Source organism: Wolbachia endosymbiont of Oedothorax gibbosus, from assembly GCF_936270145.1.
Lineage (GTDB): Bacteria > Pseudomonadota > Alphaproteobacteria > Rickettsiales > Anaplasmataceae > Wolbachia.
On sequence record NZ_OW370537.1, the window covers coordinates 173,944 to 199,293 of the forward strand.

Here is a 25,350-nt window from a genome sequence, read left to right on the forward strand (position 1 = left end):
TTAATACCGATTAAATATTTCATTATATAAAGCTTTTTTATATAAGCAAGTTATTTGTATTAATTTCTACGCCTTTAATCCAGCTTAAGTTAGATATTTCATAAATAACTTGAGGAGCAATTGAGTATGCACCTGGTAATAAGATGCTCACTTTATGTTTCTCGAGAAGAAGTTTTAGCATTATTTTGGTTCTGCCTTCATCTTTCAATATTGTGTTTAACTCCATAGCGGCTTTTTGCGAATCCGTGCACTCAGTGGTGAGAACTAATTCCTTTACTGTAGAAGTGATTCTTTTTGTAAACTCAGATATATCCTTGCCTGCTAATCTTGTCGTATTTTCCGAAGCTTCAAGATCAATTATCACAAATGTTCCTGGTGAAAATAAATCTCTTTTTTCTTCTATTATTTCATTATTATAAAATGCTATTTCAGAAACGTTATGGGGATCAGAAAGTGTGAGTATAACAAACCTTCCACGCTCTGAAGTTCTCATACGTGCATTTAATATTACCCCAGCAGTTTTTGCTGTTTTATTTTCTCCGATAAACCCAATATTTAGCTTTTCCAGAAGAATTCTAAATTTTTCAAGTGGATGATTAGTTAAATAAAATCCTAGTGAAAATAACTCATGCTCTAATTTTTCCTCTTCATCAAAATCTTCCACATTCTCAAATTTCGGTTTGAGGACATCAAGACTACCAAACAAAGCAGCTTGACTTGATTCCCTATCCTGTTTGTTTTTATTTGCAAAGTAAATCAGCATGTCCATTGACTCATATAGCTGCTTTCTGTTCTTATGCACGCTATCGAATGCTCCGGATTTAATCAGACTTTCTAGCGCTCTCTTATTTAGTATATGACCTGAATTTTGAATGAATTCCCATATAGCGCTTGAACGTACGTTCACTATTCCCTCCGCTATAGAAAAACCAACATTCCTCAAGGCAGCAATACCATAACGTATGTGTTCGTCCTCTATTGAGAATTCAGCTTGAGACTTGTTTATATCAGGTGGAAGAACGGTAACGCCACTAAACTTTGCTGCATGATAAAATAAATTCAGTTTATCTCTATCATCAATATTTAGATTCATTAGTGCTGTAAAAAATTCTAATGGATAATTAGCTTTAAGGTAAGCCGTTTGATAAGATATTACCGCATATGCTGCAGCATGGGACTTATTAAATCCATAACCAGCAAATTTTGCAACAAGGTCGAAGATATAACTTGCCCTGTCATAATCAACGCCATTCTTTGTTGCCCCTTGGATGAAAAGTTCACGCTGTTTATCCATCTCTTCCTTAATTTTCTTACCCATGGCACGTCTCAGCAGATCTGCTTCTGCGAGGCTATATCCAGAAAGAATGCGTGCTATTTCCATCACCTGCTCCTGGTAGATTATTACCCCAAATGTTTCTTTTAACACCTCCTCAAGCAATGGATGAATGTAATCTGGCTTTTCAAGTCCATGCTTTCTTGCAACATAAGTTGGAATGTTATCCATAGGTCCTGGACGATAAAGGGAAATTAAAGCGATAATATCTTCAATGCAATCTGGCTTTAACTTGATTAAAGCTTCTCTCATTCCCGAACTTTCGAGCTGAAACACTCCAATTGAATCACCGCTTGAGAGCATCTCATAGGTTTTTTGATCATTCAAAGGAACTGAAGAAATATCGATCTTTTTTTCATCACGATTAATTAAACGACATACATGATCTATTAATGTTAGCGTACCAAGTCCAAGAAAATCAAATTTTATTAACCCAGCTTTCTCTACATATTTCATGCTGTATTGAGTGATTGGCAGAGCCGAATTTGGATCATAATAGACGGGAACAAAATTTTCTAATTTTTGATCGCATATTACAATTCCAGCAGCATGAGTTGAAACGTGACGATATATTCCTTCAAGCTTTAGTGATATATCAAGAAGCTTTGCAATTACCTCATCACTATCTCGTTCTTTCTGCAGGTTTTGATCAAGCTCTATCGCTTGCGATAAAGTTACAGGATTTACTGGATTAAATGGAACCATTTTAGATATTTTATCCACTTGAGAGTAAGGCATTTGCAATACTCTACCAACATCACGCAATACTGCCCTTGCTTGCAATTTTCCAAAAGTGATTATTTGAGCAACATAACCGTACTTTTTCTGAACATAATCAATAACCAGGTCCCTTTTCTCTTGGCAGAAATCGATATCAAAGTCAGGCATCGATACGCGATCAGGATTCAAAAATCTTTCAAATATTAGGCCAAACTTTATTGGATCAAGGTCTGTAATCTGTAAGCCCCAAGCAACAATTGATCCAGCACCAGAGCCTCTTCCTGGACCAACTGGAATGCCATTTGCTTTGCTCCAACGAATGAAATCAGAAACTATCAAAAAGTAGCCAGCGTAGTTCATCGAAGTTATTACGCTTAGTTCGTAATTCAGCCGATCGTAGTATTGTTTAAGGTCTATGTCTGTCTCATTCGCAATACGGAATTCTAATCCTGCAGTTGCCTGCTCCCTCAGTTCTTCATTCTCAGTTTTATTTTCTCGACAAGGAAATTTAGGCAAGATAGGCTGCCTGCTTCTTGGCATGTAAGAGCACCGCTTAGCTATCACTAAAGTGTTATGAATTGCTTCGGGAATGTCGCTGAACAGTTCCTCCATTTCTGCCACAGATTTGAAGTAATGCTCGGTAGTTAACTTCTTTCTGTTATTCTCCAGGGCATAACTACCCTCTGATATACACGTTAATATATCATAAGCTTCATAGTCAGACCTATTTGTAAAGAATACGTCATTTGTTGCAACCAGTGGTACATTGTGCTGATAAGCAAAATCTATTAAAGTTTCTTCAAGCTCTAGCTCCTTGCTCAGCCCATGACGCTGCAATTCAACATATAAATGACCATTGAATGCTGAAAGCAGTTTTTCAACTGTTTCTTTATCTTGCCCCAACAATAGTTGAGCCAAACATCCACCGGTTAAAGCGATCAGACCCGTACTTAAATTCAATAGCTCATCAAAATCAACGTAAGGAATATCGCTGTTATTCTTGCGCTTTTTAAAAGACTCACTTACCAAAGTGACTAAATTGGTGTACCCTTGCTCATTTTTTGCAAGCAATAATATAGGTAAATTTTGTTCTGAATGTTTAACTATAATATTGCATCCTATTATTAGCTGTATTCCCCTACTTGCTGCATATTCTGAAAATTCGAGCGAGCCAAACAAGTTACCTGAATCAGTAATTGCAACCGCTGGCATTTTATTTCGCAAACAAAGGCCGATCAGCTCCTCAATTTTAACCGAGCTTTCAAGCAGCGAATAAACACTATGAACACGTAGGTGTATGAACATAAAAAACTTTAGATCAACAAAAAAGAATAACATTAATTTACTTATGAGAACATAATTTTCATGAGAACAAAAGCCTATAAGATTTCTCAAATCTAAGATTAAGATACAAAAAACTTACTTGACATCCTTCGCCAGCCCCCTTATCATGACAGTGAAGCTATTTCATTTAACTTCGCAATCTGTGCAGATTAAAACGACAAGAAAACTTGTATTTGGCGTACTATGCTTAATTTTTTGCACTATGTGTACCTTATGTCTTTATCAAATTTCTAGGTTTTTACCTATATAAGCTGAAACGCGCTTACAAAGCGTTCAAGACATCACCCAACGTCAAATTTTAAAATAGAGAGTGAATAACTAGCTACTGCGGGTTTTCTATGCCTTTTTTTTCTGCCTGGTAAATTTCTTAAATATTAAAGCTAAGGTTAGTTGCATTTAAAAGCAGCTAAATTGCAGCGTTTAAGACTTAAAAAACGCCAATACTGAAAATAGACAATGACCAGGGCTTCTTTTGCCTTTTTTTTCGTTTGGTAAATTTCTTAATATTTATGACTAAACGACAATCGTCATCCCGCTAGCTGGATCTCTTGTTAGCGGATGAGATACCGCGAATGAATCGCGGTATGACGGTCTGCGGCGGAACGACGGTTCGTGGCGGTATAGCAATTCGTCATCCCGCTGCTTGTTAGCGGGATCTCTTGTTAGCGGATGAGATACCGCGAATGAATCGTGGTGTGACGGTTAAGCAATTCGTCATCCCGCTAGCTGGATCTCTTGTTAGCGGATGAGATACCGTGAATAAATCACGGTATGACGGTTTGCGGTGGCATCTCGTCATCCCGCTGCTTGTTAGCGGGATCTCTTGTTAGCGGATGAGATACCGCGAATGAATCGTGGTATGACGGTTAAGCAATTCGTCATCCCGCTAGCTGGATCTCTTGTTAGCGGATGAGATACCGTGAATAAATCACGGTATGACGGTTTGCGGTGGCATCTCGTCATCCCGCTGCTTGTTAGCGGGATCTCTTGTTAGCGCCGCGGCGGTATGACGGTTCGCGGCGGGATCCCAGATATGCAGCTGCTATAATTTTATGTAATCCGCCAAAAAATACCCTTAACACTACAATAAGGGGGCTGGCAAAACTTATCAAGGAATCTTTGACGAAATGATTTTGAAAGTAAAGAGCGGGAGAAGGGGTTCGAACCCTCGACCTCAACCTTGGCAAGGTTGCGCTCTACCAACTGAGCTACTCCCGCAATTAAATTAACCTAAATTTACTTAATTATAGGCATATACAGCAATTTGTAAACCCCCGTGTACACGAAAAATGTGAGAGCCCATAAATTTGCGTGGTTCCTTCTATGATCTTTTCGTATACTTAAGGCTCATTTTTGATTATCATAAGTTTTTAATTATTCCACAAAGCTTTATGGGAATATTTTTATATAAAGACGACTTGCCAGCTAGTTCAATACCAGATGATGTAAGGTCTATAGCTGTTGATACCGAGGCAATGGGGCTACTTCATAGCAGAGATAGATTATGCCTTGTGCAGCTCTCTTTTAATGATGGCAACGCTCACTTAGTTCAACTCAAGAACGATTATACAGCGCCAAATTTGAGAAAAATATTAGAGGATAAAAATATAACTAAAATATTTCACTTCGCACGATTTGATGTAAGCATAATACGTCATTACTTGGAAACTTGGGCACTTCCGTGCTATTGCACAAAGATAGCTTCGCGTTTAGTTCGCACTTACACAGATAATCATAGTTTAAAAGAGTTGTGCTTAGAGCTGCTTGATACCAAACTAAATAAGCAGCAGCAATCTTCTGATTGGGGAAATGAAAATTTGACAGACAAACAAAAAAGTTATGCTGCATCTGATGTTTTATATCTCCATAGGATAAAGGAAAAGCTAGACTTAATGCTGGAACGTGAAAATAGAAAAGAATTGGCCCAAAAGTGCTTTGAATTTCTTTCTACTCGTGTTGAGTTGGATTTAATGGGGTGGGAAAACGTGAATATCTTTAACCACCAGATGTAATAGCCTATGAGAAGTTTTTTGCTTGTGCAAAACACTTTATGGCAATTTTTCAAGCTCTGCGATAAGAATTTAGTTGATTAGTTGCTAATTGATGCGCTATATTTTACAAAAATTTAGGTATTTTATGAGTGATGATATTACATTGGTAAATGATCAAAATTTCAAATCTGAAGTCATTGATTATCAAGGGTTCGTGCTGGTAGATTTTTGGGCAGAATGGTGCGGGCCATGCAAAAGTCTAATGCCACGTATAGAACAATTGGCTAAAGACAGAAAAGGCAAGATTAAGATCTGCAAGTTCGACATAGATGAAGGGACTGAAGTGCCAAGTAAGTATGGAGTGCAATCTATACCCACTTTAATCATATTTCAAGATGGCAAGGAAATTGCACGCAAAATTGGTGCAACAAATGATTTGCTAAGTTGGGTTGATAGTGAAATAAGCTGATAGACAAATTTGCTTTTGTGTGTATTATAAATATTGATAAAAGGGATTGTAGCTCAGTCGGTTAGAGCAGTTCGCTCATAACGAATTGGTCGTAGGTTCGAGTCCTACCAATCCCACCATTGTTAGCATGATCGTAACAATGAGAAAGCTGTAGTATATGAACTATATGTTGATATAATGGAGGAAATAATGAAATTTACTAAGTCTCTAAATAACAAGTTAGATGAATTGCACTTACTAAATCATCCATTTTACCAGTCATGGAATACAGGAAGCTTAAGCTTGCAAGCTTTACAAACCTATGCTAAAGAATATTATCACCATGTCGCTGCGTTTCCTCGTTATATCAGTGGTATACATTTTTTGTGCCCAGATCTAAAAATGCGACAGGTTTTGCTTGGTAATTTGATAGAAGAAGAACAAGGTGATGAAAATCATCCAGAGTTATGGAAGCGTTTTGCTGAAGGACTTGGAATAACACGGTCTGATCTTCTTGAAGATGCACAGATTAAGGAGACGCAAGAATTAGTTGACGGTTACTTTGACATTGTAAGATCAGGTTTTGCGGCAGGTCTTGGAGCCTTATACGCTTACGAACGTCAAACTCCAGAGGTTTCTAAGTCTAAAATTGAAGGTTTAAAAAAGCACTATTCAATAAGTGATGAGCGTTCTCTTCAATTTTTTACGGTTCATATGCATGCTGATGAATGGCATTCTGAGGAGTGTGCAAATCTTATTGAAGATCTAGATGAAAAAGAGCAAGATAAAGTTATGCAAGGTGCTCAAAAGGGAGCAAGGCTCTTGTGGGGTTTTCTTGATGGGATGATGAATGCCAGTGTGTGTTAGTAGTTTAAGTAGCTTTAGAGTTAAAATTCAGTGATATTAAAATGCAATGTAATCTTCTTATATCTGACCTGCGGCTTTGGGTTCATTTAGGATGTAGCGCAGAAGAGAAGTTTTCTCCCCAATTGGTGAGTATTGATGTTGGTTTCACTTTTAAATCTCCTCCTTTAGGGCTTACAACCGATCAGCTTAAAGATACTCTCTGCTATTTGGAGGTAGTACGGAACATTCAATATTTCGTTCAAGGCAAGCAATTTAATTTAATCGAACATTTAACTCATGGGATACACAGGATGATTAACGACTTTTTGCTGCAGAAAAAACATACTATTTCTTCCATAAGAGTGACTACTCACAAAGTTACACCACCCGTTCCTGGTGTGCATGGAGGTGTTTTCTTTACTTACTGTAGTGCATTGCAAGAACAGTAATGATCTATATTTCTATTGGCTCAAATATGGGGAATCGCTTTTCCCATTTACAAAGGGCTGCTCAGTTACTAAAGGAACGCTATTTTAAAAATTTAAAATCTTCAATTATTCTGGAAACTAAGGCTATTTTACCAAACGGTGCTCCACCTGAGTGGAATAAGCCATTTCTAAATATGGTTGTGTATGGAAGTTGTTCTTCTTCTCCCGAAGAGCTGTTAAAGGGCCTTAAACAAATTGAATGTGACATTGGCCGCCCACAGACTCATGAAAAGTGGGCACCTCGCGTTATTGATTTGGATATTTTGTTATGGGATGATCTAACGCTCGATACACCCTACCTTAGAATTCCTCACCCAGAATTGATAAACAGACCATTCTTGCTTCACTTGATGGCAATGCTGAACCCTATTCCAATAATCAACAAAACGTTCGGTTATGATATCCCTAATATTCAAGATTGTTTTTTAAAGAGTTTTACGCTTTCGCCAGAGCTTGTGGGTATTGTCAATATTACTCCTGATTCATTTTCAGATGGTGGTCTTTATTATGATGCAGATCAAGCAACCAAGCAGGCACTGCGGCTGTTATCAGATGGTGCAAGCATAGTTGAACTTGGTGCTCAATCAACAAGACCTGGCTCCTCAATACAAACTCCAAAAGCAGAATATGCACGCTTAAAACCAGTACTTGATGACCTTAATCAATATATGAAAGTTGGTGACATTAAAGTCAGCATTGATAGTTTCTGGCCAGATGTTATTTTGAATGTTTTGGAGCATTATAACATTACTTGGATAAACGATGTTAAAGGAGATCTAGATGATAATACCTTAAAAGCGATTGCTAGCAGTGGATGTAGTATCGTTATTATGCATTCACTCTCCATACCACCACATAGAGACAACATTATCCCAAGTGACATTGATCCAATTGATAACATAAATAATTGGGCAGAAAGGAACATTAATAGATTACTAGCTCTAGGTTTTGATCAAAGCTCGATCATTATTGATCCTGGTATTGGTTTTGGCAAATCTATGTACCAGAATATCCAGATTTTACGCAGTATAGAAACGTTACAAAATTTTGGCTGCAAAGTTCTGGTTGGCCATTCTAGAAAGTTATTTATTTCTTCTTTTTCTACAGAACCTGTCTTTAACCGAGATTTAGAAACAATTGCTTTATCATCTGCATTGCACAACAAAGTTGATTTCCTTCGAGTGCATAATGTGCGTGATCACATGCGATTTTTTGCAGCTCAAGCTGCTTTACAGGGATGATAGTTATCGGAATTATGGCTGTTAATCCCAAGGGGGTAATTGGAATAAATAATGAATTGCCCTGGCATTATCCAAGTGAGTTAGATCATTTTCGTCAGGTGACTGACAAACAAGTTATTGTTATGGGGAGAAAGACATTTGAAACTATGCCTCAAAACATATTAAACGATCGTATTCCTATTGTTTTTTCTCGTGACAAATTAAATTCTTGTTTTAACAGAGGAGTAAAATGCACTATTGTTTCTTCTATGCAAGAGTTTTTGTCAATCCAAAGTAGTTCTAAAGTCTTCATGATTGGTGGAGCACAAATAGCGCATCTTTTTTTAGAATATAATCTAATTTCAGAGTTTATCATAACAGAAATTCACAGACTTTATAAAGGTGATGTATATTTCAACTTAACACTTCTTGATGGATGGAATAAAACTATTCTCACCAAAACAAAAGATTATACTATATGCAAGCTAAGTCGATAGATAAGAAGGCTTTTATGAGAAACTTTTTGATGTAATAGTATGTATGTTAAAGCAATTTATACCCACCGCATTGAATGTGGAGAAGTATTAGAGCAGGTTCTTGATCGCTATGTTTCAGAGCTGCTAAGAGAGGAAGTTGTTCTTGCTATCACATCGAAAATCATTTCCATTTGTCAAAAACAAGTGGTTTGCAAAACTGCTTGTTCTAAAGAAGAGCTAATCAAAAGAGAAGCTGATGCAATTGTTGATGTGGCTCATAGTATCTGTTTAACGATTAAAGATAATATCTTAATTCCATCTGCTGGTATTGATGAATCAAATGGTAATGAGGTGTATATTCTATATCCAAAAGATGTTCAGAAAACAGCTCTGTCAATATGGAATTATCTCAAGACAAAACACTGCATAAAACATCTTGGTATTTTGATTACAGATAGTAATGTAACACCTATGCGTCGTGGGGTTACGGGCGTTGCTCTTGGTTGGTGTGGATTTAAACCACTTTATTCCTATATAGGCAAGCCAGATCTTTATAATCAACCACTGCAAGTAACACAAGTCAATCTTCTTGATGCGCTGGCAACGTCTGCTGTTTTAGTTATGGGAGAAGGGGCGGAGCAAACACCAATGGCAATAATTAGTGGTGCACCAAAGGTTCACTTTCTTACTCGTCCGCCAACTACAAAAGAAGAAAAAAGTGTTAAGATATCTATGGAAGAAGATCTTTACTCTCCTCTCCTCTCCTCATGGGAGCCAGTTGGTTAAAGAGTTAAAGAGGAACTTAAAAATTTGCTATTCCTTCATAGAGAAAAGTAGTTAAAACCCCAGTTGCGGATTAATCAATATAGTAAAATCTAGAAATACAGGGCTTTTTAGGCTTCATGGAATATGAAACTAATGTGGAAAAGACGTGCACCAAGAAATTTATTGGAGACCTGTGCCTTGAATGCTCAAGCTCAAGTCTGTCTTTTAGGTAGCCAAAAACTGTTTCAATAATCGACCTTTTTCTTAAAAAAATCTTTTCTTCAAGTAGCATTAATGTGTTTTTCATACCTTTTTTTACTTTGGTAACGAGTTTTAGTCCTCTATCGAAGAGTTTTGCAAAGAGCTCTTTCTTTATATAGCCCTTATCACCAAACAAAAGACCAGTCAGTTTTTCAGTTAATTTTGGTACTGGTTTTCTGTCGTCAACGTTACCTTTAGTAAGTGTAACTCCTTGAATTTCACCTTTTTCATTAATTACCATATGCAATTTAAAACCAAAAAACCAGCCATATGTAGTCTTTCCAAGCTTTGCCAATCCTTTGAAAACTTTGTTTCTTGAGATTCTTTTTGGATGGCAAACAGCGATAGATGTTGCATCTATGTACGAAATCCCTGTCATTTTCGACTGCTCACATAGCCATTGCAAAAGTAATGCTAAATACCATAAAACCCTCGGTTTTAGCCTAATAAATCTACTATATGTTGGCAAATTTTGAAACTCAGATCCATATAGTGCTTTCAAATAATATGTATAGAAAGATTTAAAGTCCTCACATCTAGATTGTTGATAAAGTAAAATTATAGTAAGAATTTCAGAATGCGTAATCTCTGGCGTTCTGGTAGGTTTTTTACTGTTTGGCAGGAGTTTTTCTGCGAAATTTTTGTTTATAGCCTTGCAAAAATCGTCTACAAAGCAAAATAATTCTGTTACATTTTTATTCATGGGTAACCTCTCTACTTTTTGATAATATGTTTCCGGAGTTTACCCTATTTCCCTATCTTTTTCACTGACTTCTAATCCGCAACTGGGGTTTAAAGCTATTTCTTCCTCTTTATTTTATTATTTTTGATCTATAGTTAACGTAAAAGAGACATGCAAGAACTTTATTGATCCATAGTCTGCAAATTATTAATAACACTTACTTTAAAGAATCTCACTTTACGCTGATCTTTGAGCGCTCTTCTGTGGTATTTTGTAAGAGTATAACTTGTGAAATCATCTTCCCTATAGGTTAAAGAGTTACACTGCTTTATATGTGATGCTATCCACTCTGCATAATCTTGATGATCGGTTGCAATGAATATTTCCCCTGTTATAAGTATTTTTTTTGCTAATAAATTTAAAAATTCCGTATTAATTAATCGTCTTTTATTGTGACTTCTTTTTGGCCATGGATCTGGAAAGAGAATAAAGAATTTTTCAACACTGTTGTCAGGAAAATTTGCAATCAATTCTCTTGCATCTTCTGTCCATATTAAAATGTTTTTTATGTTTTGTATTTCTATGTTTGTTAGCAAGCGAGAAACCCCCTTTAAGTAGGGCTCACATCCTATAAATAATAGATCAGGTTCATTAAGCACTTGGTAAAGCATATTTTCACCGTTGCCAAAGCCTATTTCTACCCATATTCTTTTTCGTGAATTTACGACCTTTTCTATAGATTCCTTGCTGTTTTGAATAGAATATCTTTCCAATATTTCATCAACATCCGGTTTTAGCCTGGACCTTCTGGAGAACGATCTAATCCACTTGCTATTCTTAAGCATACTCTTACATAACCTTACTTTTTATAGCTTAAACAATTCTCAAAGTGAATTAATAAGAAATTACTTGTCACTAATTGTTAATATTATATAATATATGAGTTCTCATAAAGTTTAAGTAAAGGTATGAATAATAATAATCCATCTGTAAATTTGCCAATTACTATCAGAAAGCTATCGTCAAACAAGTTTATAGAAGAAATATGTCAAGGTCAATTTGAGGATCAGGATAATGTCTTATTTGAGGATTCTTTTATTAATAAAATTAAAGAAGGAGATGTGGTAGAAGGTGTAATTACAAGGGTAAACCCTAACGACGTTGTGGTTGATATTGGTTTAAAGTCTGACGGGAGAATTCTGATCAAGGAACTCGGTTATAATGATGAGATCATTATTGGCTCGAAAATTAGAGTTTATGTGGAGAGAATTGAGGATTATCATGGTAATGTTGTTCTTAGCCGTGAAAAAGCAATTAGAGACGAGAAATGGAATAAGTTGGAAGAATATACAGTTACAAGGGCTGAAGTAAGTGGAGTTATTAAACGCTCAATTAAATGTGGTTTTATTGTTGATCTTGGTGACGGAATAAGCGCTTTTTTACCGCTGAGTCATGTAGATTTGAAGCAAGTAAAAGACGCTAAGCACCTTGTTGAAACTGAACAAAAGTTCATCGTGCTTAAAATGGATAAGAAGCAGGGTAATATTGTAGTATCAAGAAAGCTGGTGTTAGAAAAATTGCACGCTGGTGAAAAAATTAAATTTTTAGAATCTTTAAATGAAGGCGATATAATAGAAGGGAAAATAAAAAGCATCACTCATTACGGTGTATTTGTCGGTATTCATGAATCAGATGTAGTGGGAGTTATAGATGGATTGCTACATATTACAGATATCTCTTGGAGTAGGGTAAGTCATCCATCTGCAGTTTTTGCTTATGGCCAAACTATAAAAGTTAAAATTATAAAAATAGATAAGGAAAATGCGAAAGTTTCCTTAGGTGTAAAGCAGCTAGAAGATAGCCCTTGGCAAGATGCAGAGTCAAAATATCCAGTTGATAGTGTGCATAAGGGTCATGTAACAAGTATAGAAGATTATGGATTATTTGTTGAGCTTAGACCTGGAATTGAAGGTTTAGTACACTCATCGGAAATAACTTGGGTTAAGAGCAATTTACCAATTAGTAGTCTCGTGACAAGGGGACAAGAAGTATATGTAAAAATTCTTAGTGTTGACATTGCTAAAAGTAGGATGAGTTTAAGTATGAAAAGGTGTATAGATAATCCTTGGCAAGTATGTGTTAATAAGTATCCTCCTGGTTCTATTATTTCTGGTGAGGTTAAGAATAATGCCGGCTCATATATATCTGTTGCTTTCAATGATTCTGAAATAGATGAGAACGTAGAAGGGACAATCTATTTGAAAGATCTAAGTTGGTCTAAAAATAGCTCAGATGAGATAAAGAAATATAATGTAGGTGATAAAATAGAAGCAAAAGTAATAAGGGCTAACATGAATCGGGCAAGAATTTATCTTGGCATAAAACAAATAGAGTATGACCCTCTTGAAGAACTAATAAAGAAAGTTGAGGTAGGCGATAAAATACAGGTTACTGTAGGTAAGAGAGAAGAGAATGGACTAGTCGTTGAAGTTGAGAACGATGTAACCCTTCTAATAGATCAAGAGCATTTACCGGAAAATAAAAAGTTCTCTATATCAGAAAAAATAGAAGTTGAAGTATTGGGTGTTGAAGAATATAACATAGTATTATCTGCTAAGTGATAAGGTTTACTTATTTTGGCTTCATATAAATGGCAACAAAATCTGATATAATAGCAAGGGTAGCAAAAAGACATCCTTTTTTAGATAAGATTGTTATAGCAGCTATAGTTGATAGGTTTTTTGGGATACTTTCAAGCACATTGAAACATCATAATAGAGTTGAAATTAGGGGATTTGGTTCTTTTTCAGTTAGAAGTTATAACTTGAAAGAAGTGGGCCATTTAATGTTACAGAAGTTTACAAAGAATCAATACTTTAAAACATATTTTCGTAGCAGTAAAAAATTGTCTGATTTGATAAATGAATAAAAACTTATACTATAAATAAGATGAAAGTAGGAATTTAAGTTTATACTGTACAATAAAAATTTTTAGCATCATATGCAAGTAGTAGAAATAGTTATACGTAATAACACATATAAAATATCTTGCGAAAGTGGGAAGAAGAGCCATTTATTACGCCTTGCTAATAGTTTTGACAAGCTAGTTGGTTCTGTATCTCAAAAAATTGGAGGTAAGGGTTCGGATGCATTAAATTTCTTACTTGCAGCACTAATTCTTGAGGATAAAATTTTAGAATTAACAAAGCGGTTGGATGAAGTCAATCAAGAGCGCGAAAATTATAAAAACGAGAAAAAAATAGAATATACTGAGGTGCTAGGTAAGGTAAATAAGATTATTGAGTGCATAAAGGATTAGCTTCAATAAAGCAAGCAATTAAATTGACTATCTGACTACTTAAGCCAGGAGGGAGGTTTGTTTTGCGAGTTATGTAACAATATAATTCGTAATCATCAAGATCAACTATTTTTTCGTATTCGATTAGTTCGCTTAAGGAAAATTTATCAAGATATTTCAATGCGAAATGCCCTAAAAGTATATCGGTTTCTTTGCAACCCCTATGCCAGCTTCTATACATCAATTTTCTTCTGAGTAGTGAGGTATCTGTCATTACAATTAAACTTTTTTTTAATTTAAAAGTTAAACTAAATACTTGTCAAGCGAGGCGCGTTTTAATATACTTAACATTTTGTTAAGATTTAAATATACAGGTGGAGTTAATTTCTAATCTTATCCATCAATTTAGCGATGGAATATATTATTTTTTATCATTTTCTTTAATAATTTCTATCATAGTATTCGTGCATGAATATGGGCATTATATTGTTGCCAAAGCATGCAAAGTTAAAGTTGAATCTTTTTCTATAGGTTTTGGTCCTGAAATTTTTGGTTTTAACGATAAGTCTGGAACTAGGTGGAAATTAAGCGCTGTTCCATTGGGTGGTTATGTTAAAATGCTAGGAGATACTAATGTAGCGAGTGTTCCAGCTGATCAACAAGAATTGACGGAAGAAGAAAAATTGTATTCATTTCATGCAAAACCGCGGTATAAAAAAGCAGCAGTGGTTTTTGCAGGACCCTTTGCAAATATGATACTTGCTGTTATAGCTTTTACAGTATTTTTTAGCACGGCAGGTTATTACCGCACTCCACCGGTGATTAGGGATGTAATTGAAGGAAGTGCAGCCAAACAAGCTGGTTTGTTGCCAGGTGATACTATTACGCAAATTAATGAGAATGAAATAAAGTACTTTGAAGATATTTCACGTGTGATAATGTCGAATCCCAAGACGAGGATGGAAATTAAGTATAGCAGAAATAATGAGGAGCGTAGAACTAGCCTGACTCCATTGACAATTGAGAGTAGAGATGTTTTTGGCAACGTAATAGAAAGAGAAACTATAGGGATTATTTCAGTCAATACATTAAAGCAGTCATCTTTTCTTGGGGCTGTGAGCTTATCAGTCAGTGAAACTTACCACACTATGTGCTTAACGATCAAAGCTATCTTTCAAATTATCATTGGTAAGAGAAGTGCAAGTGAAATAGGTGGACCAATAAAAATTGCAAAATATTCAGGGCAATCAGCCAAAAAAGGATTTATTATGGTTGTGTATCTCATGGCAATTATTTCAGCTAATTTAGCTGCGATTAACTTGCTACCAATTCCGCTACTAGATGGTGGGCATTTATTTCGTTATATTATAGAAGCAGTTATACGTAGAGATTTAAGTTTGAAATATCAAAAATATGAGGCTACCTTTGGTGCTTTCATTTTGTTCTTGCTGATGGCAATTGCAATTTCGAATGATATTAGGAGTCTTTTTTAAAATAAATATGAAAAAGCTATTTTACATACTAATAGTAATTTTTATCTCCTTTCCCGCTCTACTTGTTGCTTTAGAAAATAAGGAAAAAACGCAGATAAAAGATATCAAATATATTGGTAATGAGCGTGTAAGCAATCAAACAATAGGTTTTTATATAAAATTGGAACCTGGTAATTATGTAAACGACGATGATATAGATTCGATTATAAAAGGTTTATATAAAACAAAGTTGTTTGCTAGTGTTAACGCTTATATCGATGATAAAAAAAATTTGGTAATAAAAATTCAAGAAAATCCACTAATTAACAAGATAATATTAAAGGGTAATAAATTATTTAACAGCAAAGAGCTGCTAAATAATGTAATTCAGTCAAAATCGCTAACTATTTTTACTGAAACAAAATTGCAAAACGATTTAGTGAATTTAGTCACTACTTATAGAAATAACGGTAAGATTAGTGTTAAAATTGAATATGACCTGAATAAGCTTGATGGCAATAGGGTCAATCTAATTTTTAAAATAAAAGAAGGCAAAACCTCTAAAATTAAGGATATAAGATTTATAGGCAACAAAAACTTTTCTGAAAATGAGCTAGAGCAAGTTATCAAAAGACATAGTAATGACATATTTAGTAAATTATTTAGAGCCATTTTTAAAGGCGGAAATCATTATTCACCGCAATATCTATTGATTAACACAGAATTGCTCGATAATTTTTATTCATCTAAAGGATATATTCAAAATAATATTCAACCAATTGTTGAGATTAACAATAACAATCAAACAGAGTTAACTTTTTTGATTGACGAAGGACAGCAGTATTTATTTGGAAATAATGAGGTTAATGTTGAAAATGAAATTCAGGATTTGAGCTTAAAAAAAGAAATATTAGATTTTATAACAGAGGAAAACGATAAGATATTTAATAGAGTTAAAATTAATAATACAGTAGAAAAAATAAACAAATATTTAAATGAGAAAGGATATATATTTGCAAAAGTTAATCCAGAGTATGCACAACGTGACAATGTTGTAGATGTAACCTATAGAGTGCTGCCGGGTAAAAAGATTTATATAAATCAAATTACAATTGATGGTAACGATCGCACTTTAGATAAAGTGATCAGAAGTAAGCTAAGTGTAGCAGAAGGTGATGCGTACAATATATCTGAGATTCAAAAGTCACGTAAAAAACTAATGAGTAGTGATTTTTTTGAAACAGTGAAAGTAAATAGTTACGCAGTTAATGACGATGCAGTAAATCTTGACTTAAATGTTAAAGAAAAAAACACTACTTCGTTGTATTTGGGAGGCGGTGTGTCTCTTCCTGGTGGAGCATTGATTAAAATTGACCTCAAAGACCGTAATTTATTTGGTACTGGAAAAGAGCTCTCTTTTGCTCTTGAAAAAAGTCAATACGCATTTTCTACTGATTTAGAGTTTGTTGAAAGTAATTTTAACGATTCTGATACGTCACTAGGCATGGGTATATTTTATGAAAAACAAGATAAACCAAACACTACTTTTGATAGTTGCGATATGGGATTGTTTACAAAGTTATCATATAAAGTCACAGAGAACTTAACTAATTCCCTTCGCTATTCTTATAAGTATAATCATATACACATGGATAATAAGGGTGGACAAGACACCGATATCTCTGAAATAATACTGGACCGAAAAGGTGAACATCAGATTTCATCAGTGGGATACACGTTGGCATATAATAAACTGGATAATCTATATGCCCCAAAAGAAGGGTATTTACTGCGCTTAAGTCAGGATATTTCAGGATTGAGAGGAAACGTGAATTTCCTAAAATCTGAATTCTTATCTTTTTATACGCACCCTATATTAAGCAAAATTGACGATGATATAACGCTGCGCTTTAAGATGGCGGCAGGTCATATTTTTTCTTATACTGATGAAGATCTAAACATTGGCCAGCACTTTTTTAAAGGGGGTAATGAGATTAGAGGGTTTGACCTTTCTGGCATTGGACCAAGAGCAGAAGACAAAAATAAAAGCTCATTGGGAGGCAAAACTTATTTTAATCTAACACAGCAAGTAGATTTCCCACTACCAAAACTATATGACTATGCTGGTATCAAAGGCTCATTATTTGTTGACTATGCAACACTTTTCGGCTTAGATGATAAAAATAAGAAGTATGAAGGGAAATACTACGATAGCAAGCTTGTGAGAGTGTCACCAGGTTTTGGCTTTTCAATGCTTTCTCCTTTTGGTAGACTTAGATTGGATTTCGGGTTTCCTTTAGTAAAGGAATCTTATGATATAATACCATCATCAAATGTTAAATTTTCTATTGAAGCGGGGATTTGAATGAAATATATACAGTTATTTATATCAGTTATTGCCTTAATTATTTCCTTATTTGTGGGATATAAGTTTGTAGGATATCAACCTCAGAACACAAAAGCTGCAATTATCGATAGTGACAAAGTCATCAATGAATCTCTTGCTCTGCAAAATATACAACAACAAATAAAGGAGCAGAATTCTAGATTACAACAAGAATTTGAAAATGAGTTAGAAAAATTCAAACCATCAAAAGAAGAATTTGACCTTTTGTCAGAAGAAGCAAAAAAGGAAAAGACAGAACAGTTTAATAAGCACACTGTAAATGTTAGAGATAATTACGCTAAAAAAATGTTACATTTAGAAGAAAGCTATAGAGACGCAGTAGAGAGTGTTTTTAACAAGATAAAAGAAGTTGCTAAAAAAATGGCAGAAAAAAACAACATAGATTTGGTAGTATTTATTTCAAAAAAGAACCAAGTTTTATACTACACGGATGAAGTTGATTTATCAGATGTGGTATTAAACAATATAAACAAGGAAATACCTGAATTTGCTTTAAAAGGCATTGAGTAGGCTTATGCAATTTAATATCAGTGATATTATAAAAATATTGCCACATTCTTATCCGTTTCTCTTAGTAGATAGAGTTATAGAGTGTGATCATGGTAAAAGTATAAAAGCAATCAAAAATGTGACTTTCAATGAGCCATTTTTTATTGGCCACTTCCCTGGTCATCCAATAATGCCAGGAGTCTTGATAATTGAATCTCTAGCTCAGGCATCTGCTATATGTGTTCTAGGTAAAGAAACAATAGAAAATAAAGTTGTTTACTTGAGATCCATTGAAAATGCAAAATTCAGAAAGCTAGTTACTCCAGGGGACACATTGATTCTTCAAGCTAACATTCAAAGTGTGTGTTTAGGTGTACACAAATTTAGGTGTATTGCATCTGTTGGCGAAGAAAAAGTTGCAGAAGCAACAATCTCAGCAGTACTGCAAAATAAATAAAATCTTCATCTGTAAGAGACAGCATGTACACTTTATAGTATAGCAATGAAGCTGAATTTCAAAATCTCATTTTCGAATCTATATACTCGCAATGGATTAATAAAATTAGATGAGACATTTTTGAATTATATTAAATCATGTGATGAGAGCTTGTTTTGTTCATTAATTGAAGCAAGAGAAAAAGCAGCTTCTTCTTCGATTTCATCCCAGTGTCACCCCCCATTATCCCAGTGTCACCCCCCGTCATCCCAGTGTCATCCCCCGTCATCCCAGTGTCATCCCCCGTCATCCCAGTGCTCGACACTGGGATCTAGGAAACAAGAAGGACGGTCAGCTACTTGGATGACGGATAGCCAGCTCATTATAGACCTTTCGTGCTTACTTGATGAATTTATTGCAAAACTTTTCAACATTGAAAAAGAAATAGAGGAGCTAAAGAAAAAGCACAACAACTTTGCTCTAATATATAAATGCAAAAGGTTATTTGTCCAACGCTATGCATTGAAGAAATACACTGATATAGCAAATATTGATTATGTTACCAACAGATTAAATAGTTTCCTTACTTTGCCAACAACAGAAAAAAATTTTGCCGAGCAGGTGATGCGTTGGTTTGAAGATAAAGAAAATCACAAAGAAGAAATAGAACTTGCGGCACAATATGCAGTGTGGAGAGTAAAAAATAAACAGAGTATATTATTCAGTATTCATAAAAAAATCGACCACGAAAACCTCATACCATTTTCTAAAAAAGAAGTAGACAGGGCTGAAGTGCTGTATTCAAATGAAGTAAAAAGACGATATGGTTTTGACCTAACAAACAAAAAGGTGAGTTTGAATAAAGCATTGGATAATGCTCACTACTGCATATTTTGTCATAAGCAAAGTAAGGACAGCTGCTCAAAGGGGCTAATTAATAACGACAATACCTTTAAACAGTCCCCACTAAAAGTTGAACTGCATGGCTGTCCACTAGAACAGAAAATATCAGAAATGAATCTGGTGAAAGGCGAAGGATACAGCATAGCAAGTCTTGCAATTGTGATGATAGATAATCCGCTATGTGCAGCCACTGGGCACAGAATATGCAATGATTGCATGAACTCGTGCATATATCAGAAACAAGAGCCTGTAAATGTGCCAATGGTTGAAACAAGGATTTTGGATGATGTGCTTAGTTTACCGTACGGATTTGAAATATATTCTCTGCTCAGCCGTTGGAATCCTTTAAATTTTCAGCGTCCATTGCCAAGAGGAAACACTGGAAAAAACGTCCTAGTTGTAGGCCTTGGTCCTGCTGGTTTTAATTTAGCTCATCATTTATTGAATGATGGGCATAACGTTATTGCTATTGATGGACTAAAAATTGAGCCTTTGATCGATAATCTTCAGCTAATTAAAGATTTTGAACACGAAAAATTGAGTGAACGCATGGCAGGAGGGTTTGGTGGGGTGGCAGAATATGGTATTACTTCTCGGTGGGATAAGAATTACTTAAAGATTATTAGATTACTGCTGGAAAGACGTGAGAATTTCGCACTTTATGGAGGCATTCGTTTTGGTGGCACGATTAATGTTGATGACGCGTTCAACTTGGGTTTTGATCACATTGCCTTAGCACTTGGCTCTGGTAAGCCACGAATGATCAAAATAAAAAACATACTAGCTCGTGGAGTACGCATGGCATCTGATTTTCTGATGTTGTTACAACTGACTGGCGCTCTTAAATTTGATTCTATAGCAAATTTGCAAGTTCGTATGCCGATAGTTGTCATAGGTGCGGGGCTTACTGCGATTGACACTGCCACTGAAGCTTTAGCGTATTATCCAATTCAAGTAGAAAAATTTCTTCTTCGTTATGAGATATTAGTTGATAAGTATGGAAAGGACTGTGTTGAAAAAGATTGGACAGAAGAAGAACACAAAATTGCAAATGAGCTCATATCGCACGCAAAGTTGATCCAAGCAGAGCAAGAGTTAGCAAAAAAAGAGAATAGAGAAATAAAAATATTAGAGTTAATGCAGAGCCTCGGGGGAGTGAAAGTTATATATAGAAAAGAGCTAAAAGATTCACCAAGTTATCGATTAAATAGCGAAGAGGTGCAAAACGCATTATCAGAAGGGATTTACTTTATTGAAAACTTAGAGCCAGTTGAAGTTGTGACGGATAAATATAACCATGCTGAATCAATAAAACTGATAGACACAAAATCCGGCGAAATCAAACGTATAAAAGCACGTTCTATTTTTATAGCAGCAGGTACTGAGCCAAATACAGTTATTGCAACAGAAGATAAAAGGCATTTTAAATTAAGTAATGGGTATTTTACTCAATTGAATTCATCAGGAAAAGAAATGGATCCAATATTTTCTCCTAAGATGCGAAATAAAGACAGAATATTAGTATACAAGCAAGGCAATAAAACAATTAGCTTTTTTGGTGACCTTCATCCTTCGTATAGCGGCAGTGTCGTGAAAGCTATGGCAAGTGCTAAGAACGGCTACCCTATTATTTCTCAGCTTTTGAGTAGAGTTAATAGCTTCGTTTCTGTCATTCCAGTGTGTGATGTTGTGGGCCAGAAAAAAAATGCGTGGTCAAGTGTTGAAGACCTGGCTAATGAAGAATTCTTCAATAGAATCAAAGAGCAATTCACTGCAAAAGTCATAAAAGTTCAATATTTAACAGATAAAGTGATAGAAATAGTGATTAAAGCACCTCTTGCGGCAAAGAATTTTAAATCTGGACAATTTTTTAGGTTGCAAAATTTTGAAACCAATAGCAGAAAAGCCAATAATACAAACCTTGCTATGGAAGGTATAGCCGTAACCGGCACTGAAGTAGACAAAAAAAAGGAATTATTTCCACTGTTGTGCTTGAAACTGGCGGCTCCACTAATTTATGCAGACACTTAAGAGAAGGTGAGCAAATAATTCTTATGGGTCCAACTGGCAGCCCTACTGAGGTTCATTAAATCTATTTTGTATTCATTATACCACAATGTATATTATTTATTAATAAATCTACACTACAATAACGATTTTTATTAAGGTAGTATTATGACATATCATTTAACACACTGCTTTCACAAACGAATGTTCGTACAGTTGTGTAACAAGCAGCGAAATACCAAGTTGTAGAAGTTGCTTTAGCCTTCCTAACCTTCCCTTCAAAGTAGTCTATTTTATAGATTTTTTTACCATACTTGATTTCAAGCCACGAATAAAATCTTCAATACTACAAGGATTTCTCCCTTCCATTTGTACAACTTTAGGAATTAAAGTGCCACCTTTTAAACTTATGTGCATGTTATCATTAACGATCTCACCTTGTTCTGAAGCGAAAGCTTCAAAGTCAGCATCAAGTATCCTGATACGTTTATTATCTATCTTGATGAACGCTTTTGGGTAAAACGCTTTAACCTTTCTATAAGCAACCTCACAAGCATCACTTGCATAAATTTTATAGTCTTCCACTTTGTCAGCGTAACATGCATCATTATCGTTCTGTTTTAAGGGAACCTGTTTTTCAATTTCGTTTAGCACTTTCAGCAGTAAATCACTGCCTAGCTTAGATAATTTATCATGCAATGTCTTGTAGTTATCGTTCTTTTCGATAAGAAATTTTTCCTGTTTTAAAATAGGGCCGGAATCTAATCTTTCATCCAATTGCATAATGCTAACCCCGGTTTCTTGATCTCCTGCTAAAATTGTGTGCTGTATCGGAGCTGCACCACGCCACCTTGGTAGTAATGAAGGATGAATATTAATACAACCATATTTTGGAATATTCAAAATTTCTCTTGGGAGTATCAATCCATACGCAGCTACAACTGCAACGTCTGGTTTGAAATTTCTAAATTTTTCTTGCTCTGCTGAAAACTTTAGAGAGATAGGAGTACATACCTCTATGTTATTTTCTTCAGCGATAACATGTACTGGAGATTTCGTTGGCTTCTGTCCACGCCCCGAAGGTTTTGGAGCCTTGGTGTATACTGCTACTATTTCATTCTGTGATTTCAATAGTAAGTTTAGTGTACTAACAGCGAATTCCGGTGATCCCATGAAAATAATTCTCATAGTGTCTTTACTTTAAGAGTTCTCTGCTAATTTACCGCTTACAGCTTCTACTAATTTAGCAAAATCATCCTTATAATTAACGGCCATCTCAGCCAGAATTTTTCTATTTAAATCAATTCCAGCAAGTGTAAGACCATGCATAAACCTACCATAAGTAAGCCCATGCTCTCTTACTGCTGCATTAATACGTATTATCCATAAACCACGAAAATCACGTTTACGATTTCTTCTGTCTCTATAAGCATATTGCAGTGCTTTTTCAACTCTTTGTAATGCAATTCTATAACAACTTTTTGCGCGCCCTCTATAACCCTTTGCCAGTTTCAATATTTTTTTATGACGAGCGTGAGTAGTGACTCCACGTTTTACCCGAGCCATTTTATTTTACCTCCATTTTGTTAAACACCATAAGGCATATAAAGCTTAACTATACGCGAGTCAGATTTACCAAGAATCGTTGTACCGCGCTGATTACGAATATTAGATTTACTTCTCTTTACCATGCCATGCCTTTTGCCTGACTGAGTAGAAATGACTTTACCCTTAGCTGTAAGGTGAAAGCGCTTTTTAACAGAAGATTTGGTTTTTAATTTTATTTTCTTCATATTCCAAACAAATTTACAAACACTACTATTGAGTTCCTTAATAGTAATTAAGCATTAGTATAAATAATTTTATTAAAGAATCAAATTAAAATTGCACATCAAAGGAGCTTAAATGTAATTACACCCAATATGTGTGTTATACCTTCTTTATTCCCAAGTGGCAACAATACTTGCCTCATTTTAACACTTTCACTTTCTTCCTCTTCGTTGATTGGACATTTACTCTCTATTACAGTATCAAGTTTATCAATAACTGCATCTATTTTATATAGCCGCAAAAATGGTGCATCAATTGCATACTTATTATCAATGCGCATCTTTTTCTCAAAACCATAGAATTCAACGGCCTTTTCTCCTGCATTTTCGCAAATATAACCTTGATCTTTGACTTCAATGATAAAACAATGCTGCCACGACTCCATTATTTCTGCAGTGTCTATTTCATGCCTTTCTGGCCAATCTCTGTCTGATCCTTTTATATCACTCCAGTGCTCAGTTACCACATTTGCTATTCTTTTTTCTTTGCCTACATAAATTTCCATTACAATTTCCACATATAAAACACAGATATGAGGTGAATTTATCGTGAATATATTGATTTTTTCTTACCACAAGGTGCATGTCACTAGAAGTTCTCATACCAATTCCTATTCATAGATAAACAATATGGGAAACAAGATTATACGGGTAAATATAGCTAGTTGAGGTTTATTAACACCAAAATTATTAAATGAAAAAGTTGTGGATTTAGTAAAGGAAATATTAAAACAGGATATACAATTCTATTGATTTATTAAAGAATCCTGTATGTGAGTTTTGGGGATGTTTAAAAAACATCCCCTAGTTTGGACAAGCGCTAATATTCGGTGCTAATTTGAGAAGATAGATGTTCTGCTGATGTAGCATTGCTGAGCAAAGATTCTATTTCTGATGTAGATCCGGAATGCTCAAGTTGAGCTTGTTCAGGAAGGTTTTTCATCGCTTTTTCAACATCGTAGCTACCTTCCCTATTTTTTCTATGCCATACAAAGTATCCTAATCCTGCAAAAGCTACTGCTAGCACTCCACCCAATATACCACCAGCAATCCCTGCTATTCCTATATACTGTCCTCCATTTATTTCGGGTAATTTAGGCCCTTCCACATCTGTGCTATTAAATATAGAATGATCTAACACTTCTTTTGAATTGTGACCAAAACGGGAAATATCTTCAGGTGTAATTCCATCACTAGCATTTGATTCTTCTATTTCATTTATTACGTCATTAATCTCTTGAGTAGTTGCTTTGCTTGATGCAAAATCAAATAATTCTGGCTCTTGTTCTTTTAAAGGAGCTGATTCCATAGTTACATATTCGCTATCTTCTTGCACCTCATGGTCAACTCCTTCAGTAGTAGATCTTCCCAATTGGTTAATTTGCACATTTTCATCAATCATTTCTTTTAGCTCTTGTGAACTAGCTGTTACTTCCTTATCCCAAAGCTTTTTCAGATATGCTTTGTCAAACTCTCTAAAATTATACTCTTTATTACTTTGTATTTTTCTACTCTTAAGACCTGAAATAATTCCATCTATTGTCAATTCACGAATTGCTTGAGGAATGTCTATTGACCTTACTTCTCCTGTAACAAAGCCTATCCCAAATGAATCGTCAGATATATTCAAATAATCGATTGTTAAATCACTTCCTTTCAATAAAAAATCTATCCTTCTGTTTCGTTCTATACTTTCCAAGTCAGATACAATTCTAATTGTTGGACCATCCATCTTCTGCTTATTTATGGTTTCTCTCTTTCGTATGCTATTCTTAGTACTTTGGAATTTTTTTGGCATTTCACACTCCTTAAATTAATTAACAAATATTACTACATGTATAATGAATAAATTATTTTAGTCTATAATTTTTATTAAAATTTTTATATAGGAGTTATATGTATTATACTAAATAATATATATCAATATTTAGATTG

At 34.9% G+C, this 25,350-nt stretch carries 23 protein-coding genes, 2 tRNA genes and 1 pseudogene; 16 read left to right on the plus strand and 10 right to left on the minus strand.

Translation table 11 applies throughout. The features are described 5' to 3' along the window. Window positions 1-37 precede the first annotated feature (37 nt). Both dnaE and NBW37_RS00895 read right to left on the minus strand, forming a co-directional pair. Window positions 38-3,358 carry a DNA polymerase III subunit alpha gene (gene dnaE / locus NBW37_RS00890; RefSeq protein ID WP_250296555.1) on the minus strand — a complete coding sequence of 1,107 codons (3,321 nt, stop codon included), beginning with the start codon at window positions 3,356-3,358 and terminating at the stop codon, window positions 38-40. Window positions 3,359-4,542: 1,184 nt separating this feature from the next. Continuing rightward, window positions 4,543-4,615 (minus strand) — tRNA-Gly (locus tag NBW37_RS00895). Window positions 4,616-4,788: 173 nt separating this feature from the next. Here NBW37_RS00895 and NBW37_RS00900 point away from each other — a divergent pair. The 8 genes from NBW37_RS00900 to NBW37_RS00935 all read left to right on the plus strand — a co-directional run bounded on the left by NBW37_RS00900 (window position 4,789) and on the right by NBW37_RS00935 (window position 9,652). Further along, a complete protein-coding gene (locus tag NBW37_RS00900; protein WP_250296556.1) occupies window positions 4,789-5,409 on the plus strand; it encodes a ribonuclease D in 621 nt (206 codons plus the stop codon). A gap of 124 nt (window positions 5,410-5,533) precedes the next feature. Continuing rightward, a complete protein-coding gene (trxA, locus tag NBW37_RS00905; RefSeq protein WP_250296557.1) occupies window positions 5,534-5,857 on the plus strand; it encodes a thioredoxin in 324 nt (107 codons plus the stop codon). Between the two features lie 42 nt (window positions 5,858-5,899). Beyond that, window positions 5,900-5,976, plus strand: a tRNA-Ile gene (locus tag NBW37_RS00910). Window positions 5,977-6,046: 70 nt separating this feature from the next. Further along, window positions 6,047-6,703: a CADD family putative folate metabolism protein gene (locus tag NBW37_RS00915; RefSeq protein ID WP_250296558.1), complete on the plus strand. Its 657-nt coding sequence runs from the start codon at window positions 6,047-6,049 to the stop codon at window positions 6,701-6,703. A 41-nt stretch (window positions 6,704-6,744) separates the two neighbouring features. Beyond that, window positions 6,745-7,131, plus strand: coding sequence for a dihydroneopterin aldolase (locus tag NBW37_RS00920; protein ID WP_250296559.1), 387 nt, complete (start codon window positions 6,745-6,747; stop codon window positions 7,129-7,131). Beyond that, window positions 7,131-8,411: a dihydropteroate synthase gene (gene folP / locus NBW37_RS00925; protein WP_250296560.1), complete on the plus strand. Its 1,281-nt coding sequence runs from the start codon at window positions 7,131-7,133 to the stop codon at window positions 8,409-8,411. Before NBW37_RS00920 ends, folP begins: the two co-directional genes overlap by 1 nt. Beyond that, window positions 8,408-8,887: a dihydrofolate reductase gene (locus tag NBW37_RS00930; protein WP_250296561.1), complete on the plus strand. Its 480-nt coding sequence runs from the start codon at window positions 8,408-8,410 to the stop codon at window positions 8,885-8,887. The genes folP and NBW37_RS00930 overlap by 4 nt, the downstream gene beginning before the upstream one ends. A gap of 39 nt (window positions 8,888-8,926) precedes the next feature. Continuing rightward, window positions 8,927-9,652 (plus strand): putative folate metabolism gamma-glutamate ligase, encoded by a 726-nt coding sequence (locus tag NBW37_RS00935; RefSeq protein ID WP_250296562.1) that lies wholly within the window; start codon window positions 8,927-8,929, stop codon window positions 9,650-9,652. Window positions 9,653-9,722: 70 nt separating this feature from the next. Here the strand turns inward: NBW37_RS00935 and NBW37_RS00940 are convergent, their stop codons facing one another. Both NBW37_RS00940 and trmB read right to left on the minus strand, forming a co-directional pair. Beyond that, the gene (locus tag NBW37_RS00940) at window positions 9,723-10,595 is read right to left on the minus strand and encodes an IS982 family transposase (RefSeq protein ID WP_250295817.1); all 873 of its coding nucleotides are present in this window, start codon (window positions 10,593-10,595) and stop codon (window positions 9,723-9,725) included. Between the two features lie 161 nt (window positions 10,596-10,756). Next, window positions 10,757-11,419, minus strand: coding sequence for a tRNA (guanosine(46)-N7)-methyltransferase TrmB (trmB, locus tag NBW37_RS00945; RefSeq protein WP_250296563.1), 663 nt, complete (start codon window positions 11,417-11,419; stop codon window positions 10,757-10,759). A 123-nt stretch (window positions 11,420-11,542) separates the two neighbouring features. Between trmB and NBW37_RS00950 the strand changes: the two genes are divergently transcribed. From NBW37_RS00950 to NBW37_RS00960, 3 genes are all read left to right on the plus strand, one after another. Beyond that, window positions 11,543-13,195: a 30S ribosomal protein S1 gene (locus tag NBW37_RS00950; protein WP_250296564.1), complete on the plus strand. Its 1,653-nt coding sequence runs from the start codon at window positions 11,543-11,545 to the stop codon at window positions 13,193-13,195. 29 nt (window positions 13,196-13,224) lie between these two features. After that, a complete protein-coding gene (locus NBW37_RS00955; RefSeq protein ID WP_250296565.1) occupies window positions 13,225-13,503 on the plus strand; it encodes an HU family DNA-binding protein in 279 nt (92 codons plus the stop codon). A gap of 72 nt (window positions 13,504-13,575) precedes the next feature. Continuing rightward, on the plus strand, window positions 13,576-13,893 hold the full coding sequence (locus NBW37_RS00960) for a cell division protein ZapA (RefSeq protein ID WP_250296566.1): 318 nt from the start codon (window positions 13,576-13,578) through the stop codon (window positions 13,891-13,893). Here the strand turns inward: NBW37_RS00960 and NBW37_RS00965 are convergent. Beyond that, window positions 13,871-14,146 carry an FAD assembly factor SdhE gene (locus NBW37_RS00965; RefSeq protein WP_064125114.1) on the minus strand — a complete coding sequence of 92 codons (276 nt, stop codon included), beginning with the start codon at window positions 14,144-14,146 and terminating at the stop codon, window positions 13,871-13,873. The two genes, NBW37_RS00960 and NBW37_RS00965, sit on opposite strands and share 23 nt — an antisense overlap. Window positions 14,147-14,246: 100 nt before the next feature. Here NBW37_RS00965 and rseP point away from each other — a divergent pair, with 100 nt between their 5' ends. The 5 genes and pseudogenes from rseP (at window position 14,247) to NBW37_RS00990 (ending at window position 21,669) form a co-directional block, all read left to right on the plus strand. After that, a complete protein-coding gene (gene rseP / locus NBW37_RS00970; protein WP_250296567.1) occupies window positions 14,247-15,365 on the plus strand; it encodes an RIP metalloprotease RseP in 1,119 nt (372 codons plus the stop codon). 7 nt (window positions 15,366-15,372) lie between these two features. Then, window positions 15,373-17,709 carry an outer membrane protein assembly factor BamA gene (gene bamA, locus NBW37_RS00975; protein ID WP_250296568.1) on the plus strand — a complete coding sequence of 779 codons (2,337 nt, stop codon included), beginning with the start codon at window positions 15,373-15,375 and terminating at the stop codon, window positions 17,707-17,709. Next, complete coding sequence (locus NBW37_RS00980) at window positions 17,710-18,261, plus strand: OmpH family outer membrane protein (RefSeq protein ID WP_250296569.1); 552 nt, start codon at window positions 17,710-17,712, stop codon at window positions 18,259-18,261. Window positions 18,262-18,265: 4 nt separating this feature from the next. After that, a complete protein-coding gene (fabZ, locus tag NBW37_RS00985; RefSeq protein WP_250296570.1) occupies window positions 18,266-18,697 on the plus strand; it encodes a 3-hydroxyacyl-ACP dehydratase FabZ in 432 nt (143 codons plus the stop codon). Between the two features lie 45 nt (window positions 18,698-18,742). Then, window positions 18,743-21,669 (plus strand): annotated as a pseudogene (locus tag NBW37_RS00990) (FAD-dependent oxidoreductase). A gap of 205 nt (window positions 21,670-21,874) precedes the next feature. On the opposite strand, the gene fmt reads toward NBW37_RS00990, so the two are convergent. From fmt to NBW37_RS01015, 5 genes are all read right to left on the minus strand, one after another. Next, on the minus strand, window positions 21,875-22,774 hold the full coding sequence (gene fmt / locus NBW37_RS00995) for a methionyl-tRNA formyltransferase (RefSeq protein ID WP_250296571.1): 900 nt from the start codon (window positions 22,772-22,774) through the stop codon (window positions 21,875-21,877). 12 nt (window positions 22,775-22,786) lie between these two features. Then, window positions 22,787-23,152, minus strand: a complete 366-nt coding sequence (gene rplT / locus NBW37_RS01000; protein ID WP_015589254.1) for a 50S ribosomal protein L20 — start codon at window positions 23,150-23,152, stop codon at window positions 22,787-22,789. 20 nt (window positions 23,153-23,172) lie between these two features. Beyond that, window positions 23,173-23,379 carry a 50S ribosomal protein L35 gene (gene rpmI / locus NBW37_RS01005; protein ID WP_250296572.1) on the minus strand — a complete coding sequence of 69 codons (207 nt, stop codon included), beginning with the start codon at window positions 23,377-23,379 and terminating at the stop codon, window positions 23,173-23,175. A 98-nt stretch (window positions 23,380-23,477) separates the two neighbouring features. Continuing rightward, on the minus strand, window positions 23,478-23,921 hold the full coding sequence (locus tag NBW37_RS01010) for a PAS domain-containing protein (RefSeq protein WP_250296573.1): 444 nt from the start codon (window positions 23,919-23,921) through the stop codon (window positions 23,478-23,480). A 314-nt stretch (window positions 23,922-24,235) separates the two neighbouring features. Then, complete coding sequence (locus NBW37_RS01015; protein WP_250296574.1) at window positions 24,236-25,213, minus strand: hypothetical protein; 978 nt, start codon at window positions 25,211-25,213, stop codon at window positions 24,236-24,238. Between the last annotated feature and the right edge of the window lie 137 nt (window positions 25,214-25,350).